Raw genomic sequence first — 7,067 nt, forward strand, 5'->3', positions numbered from 1 at the left:
GAGGTCGACAGCGAAGTGACGCTGCTGTTGGTCGTGCTCAGGCTGCTCGACAACGAGGCCACGTTGCTGCTGGCGGTACTCAGGCCGGTCGAGGCCGATGTCGAGAGTGATGTCACACTGCTGTTAGCGGTGCTCAGGCCAGTGGAAGATGAAGTCGACAGCGAACTCACATTGCTGTTGGTTGTGCTCAAGCTGCTCGACAAGGATGTCAGGTTACTGCTGGCCGTGCTCAGGCCGGTGGAAGTCGAAGTCGACAGCGAGGCCACGCTGCTGTTGGCCGTGCTCAGGCCGGTCGAAGCCGAAGTCGACAGCGAAGTCACGCTGCTGTTGGTCGTGCTCAAGCCGGTCGAAGTCGAGGTCGACAAGGACGTGACGCTGCTGTTGGTGGTGCTCAAGCCGGTCGAAGTCGAGGTCGACAAAGAGGATACCCTGCTGCTTGTAGTGCTGAGGCCGGTCGAGGTCGAAGTCGACAGCGAAGTGATGTTGCTGTTGGTGGTGCTCATGCCGGTGCTCAATTGCGCCACGGTGACCGCATCCTGCGGCGCCGAACCGTCTGCGACATTGGTAATGCGGCGCAGTGCCGCAGCCGAGCCCACCGACACTTCCGACAGCGGCGCTGCTGTGCCGGTCAGGAAACCGGTGCCGGTAGGCGCTGCCGCACCGGTCGTCGAACCGGCGCCCAGCGCTACGCTGTTGGCATATGACGCGGTAGCGCCGCGTCCCAGCGCAACGCCGGCAGTCGCGCCGGAAGCGACCGACGACTGGCCGCCGATTGCCAGGCCGTCAGCGGCCAAGGCCTGCGCGCCCATGGTGGCATTGCCGCCGATCGCCACGGCGCCGGCAGCAGCAGCCTGGGTGGAATTAGCTACGGTCGGCGAGCTGCTGCTGCCGCCCGAGCCGATGGAAACGGTATTGACCGCACTGGCCTGGCTCAACAAGCCGATCGCCACGCTGCTCTGCCCGGATGCATTTGCCTGCACGCCGACAGCCGTCGCCAGATTGCCGGCCTGGCTCATGAAGCCGAAAGCGCTGCCGTAGGCGCCGGTAACCTGAGTGCCGGAACCGAACAAGGTCACGGCAAGAAAACCGTTTCCGTTCGCGCCGCAACCTGCCACCAGGGAGGTATAAGTACTGCCATCGGTAAAAGTGCCGGTAGTCGCCGTGCCATCCACGCCGGTGAAAGCCAGGCCGATATTGGTGTTACAGCCTGTCGGGGTGATCGTGGAAGCGTATCCGGACAAGGGCAGCGCCAGAAGCAGCGCCACCACGGAAATCCTCAATCGACCTCCGCCGCCATCGGGATCATGCAACGCAGTGCCGTCAAGCGGCACAGGCGTACCGCTCAGGCGACTCGATCCGGAGCGCTTGCCTTTGGCGGCAACCAGCTCCGAGACCGCGACCCAGGCGCCCAGGACTTGGCTATATACGGTGCGGTAAATATTATTCATAGTTGACTCGATACAAAATAACTACGGTTTGCGAGAAGAATCAGATCGAAACGGCTTATTTCCACTTGAAGCCGTAACCAACACTGAAGCCCGTCGCATTACCGGTAGTACTTGCACCTGCTCCCCAGGCACTCTTACCGGTCTTGCTGATCTCCTTGAATTGCAAGGCCAGCGCGCCATATCCCTGGTAAGTACCAAGGCCAACACCCACGCCCTTGTCGCCGGCTTCCAGGTTCGGCATCACCGCGCCTGACATGGCCATGCTCATGGCCACACCCGAGTAGGCAATGCGCCTGACGTCGCCCAACTGGTTTTGCACGTTGTTGAGCTGCGAGACATTCACGCCGTCGGTCGGATTGATGCCCGGCGCCACATTGGTCAGACGACGCTCGCTGCCGACGGAGCCCACGGAAACCGTGTTCGCCTGGTCTGCCAGCGAGCCAGCCCCCAAAGCCACCGAGTTGGCGCCGGTAGCCTGGGAATTCGCTCCCAGGGCGACCGAATTATTGCCCGATGCCAGCGCATTCTGGCCAATCGCCACAGTCGGATCGCCAGTGGCGCGGGCGTTATTGCCGATTGCCACCGAACCGGCCTGCGAAGCCAATGCCCGGAAGCCCACCGCCGTGGTGTTGGTATCGGTCGCCTGCGCGTTGGAGCCGATCGCGGTGGCGCCGTCCTTGGTCGCTTGCGCGCACAGGCCGGAACCGGTGGCGTCGACGCCGTGAACGCTGGTGCAGGTCGCCGCCACCACATTGTTGATCGCTGTGCCGCTGGTGCCGCGCGTCTGCACCGTACCGTCGCCATTGGAGCCGCCGATGGTGGTGCCGCCTAATGTCGCGCCGTTAGCCGTTGCATTCTTCGAGGCATCCACCAGCGAAGTCAGAGAGGTCGACAGCGAATTGGCGCCATTCGTGACGTTGCTCAAGCCGCTTGAGAGCGACGATATCTGGCTCAGGCCGGTCGACAAGGATGAGATCCCGGTCGACAAGGAGGCGATGCCGGTCGAGCTTGAAGTCGACAGGGACGTGACGCTGCTCGTGGTCGTCGACAGCCCCGTCGACAGCGAGTTAACGTTGGAGGTGCTGCTCGACAGACCGGTCGACAGCGAATTGATGCTGCTGGTGTTGCTCGACAAACCAGTCGAGGTCGACGTCGACAACGAGCTCACGTTGCTGTTAGTCGAGCTCAATCCCGTCGACAGCGAACCCAGGCCGGTCGAAGTCGAAGTCGACAACGATGATAGCTGGCTGAAATTCACTGCGTCAGTTGGGTTCACGCCAGCAGCAACGTTCGTGAGGATAACCGGTGTGGTTGCCCCAACGCCACCCAAAGTGACGCTTGTATGGCCCGGGTTGTCATATTGAACGGCATTCGCAACCCCGCTTGATAACGAGGCCACGTTGCTATTCGTCGTGCTCAGCCCGGTCGACAAGGAACCTATGTTGCTGGTGTTGCTGCTGATGCCAGTGGAGGTTGACGTCGACAGCGATGACACGCTGCTGTTGGTCGTGCTTAAGCCACTCGACAAACTGCTTACGTTACTGTTTGTCGTGCTCAGGCCGGTGGAAGTCGAGGTCGACAGCGAAGTCACGTTGCTGTTGGTGGTGCTCAAACCGGTGGAAGTCGAGGTCGACAGCGAAGTCACGTTGCTGTTGGTCGTGCTCAGGCCAGTGGAAGTCGAGGTCGACAGTGAACTCACGTTGCTGTTGGTGGTGCTCAGGCCAGTCGAAGTCGAGGTCGACAGCGAAGTCACGTTGCTGTTGGTCGTGCTCAAACCGGTGGAAGTCGAGGTCGACAGCGAAGTCACGTTGCTGTTGGTCGTGCTCAAACCGGTTGAGGTCGACGTCGACAAGGATGTGATGTTGCTGTTGGTCGTGCTCAGACCGGTAGACGTCGAGATCGACAGCGAAGTCACGCTGCTGTTGGTCGTGCTCAGGCCGGTCGAAGTCGATGTCGACAGCGAACTCAGGTTGCTGTTGGTCGTGCTCAGGCCGGTTGACGTCGACGTCGACAGCGACGTCACGCTGCTGTTGGTCGTGCTCAGGCCGGTGGAAGTCGAGGTTGACAGCGAGTCTACGTTGCTGTTGGCGGTGCTCAGGCCGGTTGACGTCGAGGTCGACAGCGAGGCAATGCTGCTGTTGGCGGTGCTCAGGCCGGTGGAAGTCGACGTCGACAGCGAAGTCACGCTGCTGTTGGTCGTGCTCAGGCCGGTCGAGGTTGATGTCGACAGCGAACTCACATTGCTATTGGTGGTGCTCAAGCCCGTCGAAGTCGAGGTCGACAGCGATGTGATGCTGCTATTGGTCGTACTCAAGCCCGTCGAAGTCGAGGTCGACAACGAGGTGATGCTGCTGTTGGTGGTGCTCAGGCCAGTCGAGGTCGAAGTCGACAGCGAAGTCACGCTGCTGTTGGTCGTGCTCAGGCCGGTCGAGGTCGACGTCGAGAGCGAGTCTACGCTACTGCTCACAGTGCTCAGGCCGGTCGAAGTCGATGTCGACAGCGATGTGATGCTGCTATTGGTCGTGCTCAGGCCAGTCGAAGTCGAGGTCGAGAGCGAACTCACGTTGCTGTTGGTCGTGCTCAGGCCGGTCGAGGTCGAAGTCGAGAGCGAAGTCACATTGCTGTTGGTCGTGCTCAGGCCGGTCGAGGTTGATGTCGACAGCGAGGTCACACTGCTGTTGGTGGTGCTCAGGCCGGTGGAAGTGGACGTTGACAGCGAGTCTACGCTGCTGCTCACCGTGCTCAGGCCGGTCGAAGTCGAGGTCGAGAGCGAGGTGATGCTGCTGTTGGTGGTGCTCAGGCCGGTCGAAGTCGAGGTCGATAGCGATGTCACGCTGCTGTTGGTCGTGCTCAGGCCAGTCGAAGCCGAAGTCGACAGCGAACTCACATTGCTGTTGGTGGTGCTCAGGCCAGTCGATGTCGAGGTCGAGAGCGAACTCACGTTGCTGTTGGTCGTGCTCAGGCCAGTCGAAGTTGATGTCGACAGCGAACTCACGTTGCTATTGGTAGTACTCAAGCCGGTGGAAGTCGAGGTCGACAGCGAGGTGATACTGCTGTTGGTGGTGCTCAGGCCGGTGGAAGTGGAGGTTGACAGCGAGTCTACGCTGCTGCTCACAGTGCTCAGGCCGGTCGAAGTCGAGGTCGATAGAGAGGTGATGCTGCTGTTGGTCGTGCTCAGGCCAGTCGAAGTCGAGGTCGAGAGCGAACTCACGCTGCTGTTGGTCGTGCTCAGGCCAGTCGAGGTCGAAGTCGACAGCGAACTCACGTTGCTGTTGGTGGTGCTCAGGCCGGTCGAGGTCGAGGTCGACAGCGAACTCACGTTGCTGTTGGTGGTGCTCAGGCCGGTCGAGGTCGAGGTCGACAGCGAACTCACGTTGCTGTTGGTCGTGCTCAGGCCGGTCGAAGTCGAGGTCGACAGCGAACTCACGTTGCTGTTGGTGGTGCTCAGGCCGGTCGAGGCCGAGGTTGACAGCGAGGTGATGCTGCTGTTGGTCGTGCTCAGGCCACTCGATGTCGAGGTCGACAGCGAACTCACGCTGCTGTTGGTCGTGCTCAGGCCGGTCGAAGTCGAGGTCGACAGTGAAGACACGCTGCTGTTGGTCGTGCTCAGGCCAGTGGAAGTCGAGGACGACAGCGAGGTCACGCTGCTGTTGACGGTGCTCAGGCCGGTCGAAGTCGAGGTCGACAGCGAGGTCACGCTGCTGTTGGTCGTGCTCAGGCCAGTGGAAGTCGAGGTCGACAGCGAAGTCACGCTGCTGTTGACGGTGCTCAGACCGGTCGAAGTCGAGGTCGACAGCGAACTCACGTTGCTGTCGGTCGTGCTCAGGCCGGTCGACAGCGAGGTCACGCTGCTGTTGACGGTGCTCAGGCCGGTCGAGGCCGAGGTCGACAGCGAGGTCAGCTGACTGACGTTGACGGCGTCGGTCAGTTGCGTGCCGGCCGCCACATTGATGATTTGCCGTTCCTTGCCGACATCGCCTACCGACACCACATTAGTACGGGCGCCATCAAACGAATTCGCACCAATCGCCACCGAGTTGGCGCCGGCGGTCACCCGCGCATTGTCGCTGCCATCGAGCTTGCCGTCGGCTTTAAAGTAGTTGTAGACACCCGCCGCCTGCAAGCTTGATGAAGCGGTTGACAGGGATGCCACGCCGCCGCTTACTGTGCTCAAGGCGGTCGAGGTCGAGGTCGACAGCGAGGTCACGCTGCTGTTGGTCGTGCTCAGGCCGGTCGACAAGGAATTCACGTTGCTGCCGGCGGTGCTCAGGCCAGTGGAAGTCGAGGTCGACAGCGAACTCACGTTGCTGTTGGTCGTGCTCAGGCCGGTCGACGTCGAGGTCGACAGTGAAGCCACGCTGCTGTTGGTGGTGCTCAGGCCGGTCGAAGTCGAGGTCGACAGTGAAGCCACGCTGCTGTTGGTGGTGCTCAGGCCGGTGGAAGTCGAGGTCGACAACGACGCCACGCTGCTGTTAGTTGTGCTCAAACCGGTGGAAGCCGAGGTCGACAGCGAACTCACATTGCTGTTGGTCGTGCTCAAGCCGGTCGACAGCGAGGTCACGTTGCTGTTGGCGGTGCTCAGGCCGGTCGAAGTCGAGGTCGACAGTGAGGCCACACTGCTGTTAGTCGTGCTCAGGCCGGTGGAAGCCGACGTCGACAGCGATGTCACGCTGCTGTTGACGGTGCTCAGGCCGGTTGAAGCCGAAGTCGACAGCGATGCCACGCTGCTGTTGGTCGTGCTCAAGCCAGTCGAGGCTGAGGTCGACAGCGAGGTGACGCTGCTATTGGCGGTGCTCAGGCCGGTCGAGGTCGAAGTCGACAGCGATGTAATGCTGCTGTTGACTGTGCTCAGGCCGGTCGATGCCGAGGTCGACAACGAACTCACGTTGCTGTTGGTCGTGCTCAGGCCGCTCGACAGCGAGGTCACGTTGCTGTTGGCGGTGCTCAAGCCGGTCGAGGTCGACGTCGACAACGATGCCACGCTGCTGTTGGCAGTGCTCAAACCGGTGGAAGTCGAGGTCGACAGCGAGGTGATACTGCTGTTGGTGGTGCTCAGGCCAGTCGAGGTCGAGGTCGACAACGAACTCACGTTGCTGTTGGTCGTGCTCAGGCCGGTCGAGGCCGAGGTCGACAGCGAATTCACATTGCTGTTGGTCGTGCTCAGGCCGGTCGACAGCGATGTCACGTTGCTGTTGGCGGTGCTCAGGCCGGTGGAAGTCGAGGTCGACAGTGAGGCCACACTGCTGTTGGTCGTGCTCAGGCCGGTCGATGAAGAAGTCGACAGCGATGCCACGCTGCTGTTGGCAGTGCTCAAACCGGTCGAAGTCGAGGTCGACAGCGAGGTCACACTACTGTTGGTCGTGCTCAGGCCGGTCGAAGCCGAAGTCGACAGCGAAGTCACGCTGCTGTTGGTCGTGCTCAGGCCGGTCGAGGTCGAGGTCGACAGCGATGCAATGCTGCTGTTGACTGTACTCAGGCCGGTCGATGCCGAGGTCGACAGCGAACTCGCGTTGCTGTTGGTCGTACTCAGGCCGCTCGACAACGAGGTCACGTTGCTGTTGGCGGTGCTCAGGCCGGTCGAGGTGGAAGTCGACAGCGATGTAATGCTGCTGTTAGTTG

Annotated in this window: 2 protein-coding genes; both read right to left on the minus strand. The window is 61.3% G+C overall.

Annotation, left to right across the window (positions count from 1 at the left end):
- On the minus strand, positions 1-1,448 hold a 1,448-nt coding region (locus tag AC07V8_RS25640; RefSeq protein ID WP_494681185.1), incomplete at its 3' end, for an ESPR domain-containing protein.
- Between the two features lie 55 nt (positions 1,449-1,503).
- On the minus strand, positions 1,504-6,687 hold the full coding sequence (locus AC07V8_RS25645; RefSeq protein WP_494721508.1) for a YadA-like family protein: 5,184 nt from the start codon (positions 6,685-6,687) through the stop codon (positions 1,504-1,506).
- Positions 6,688-7,067 lie beyond the last annotated feature (380 nt).

The organism is Collimonas sp. GW821-FHT02H07 (assembly GCF_059421505.1).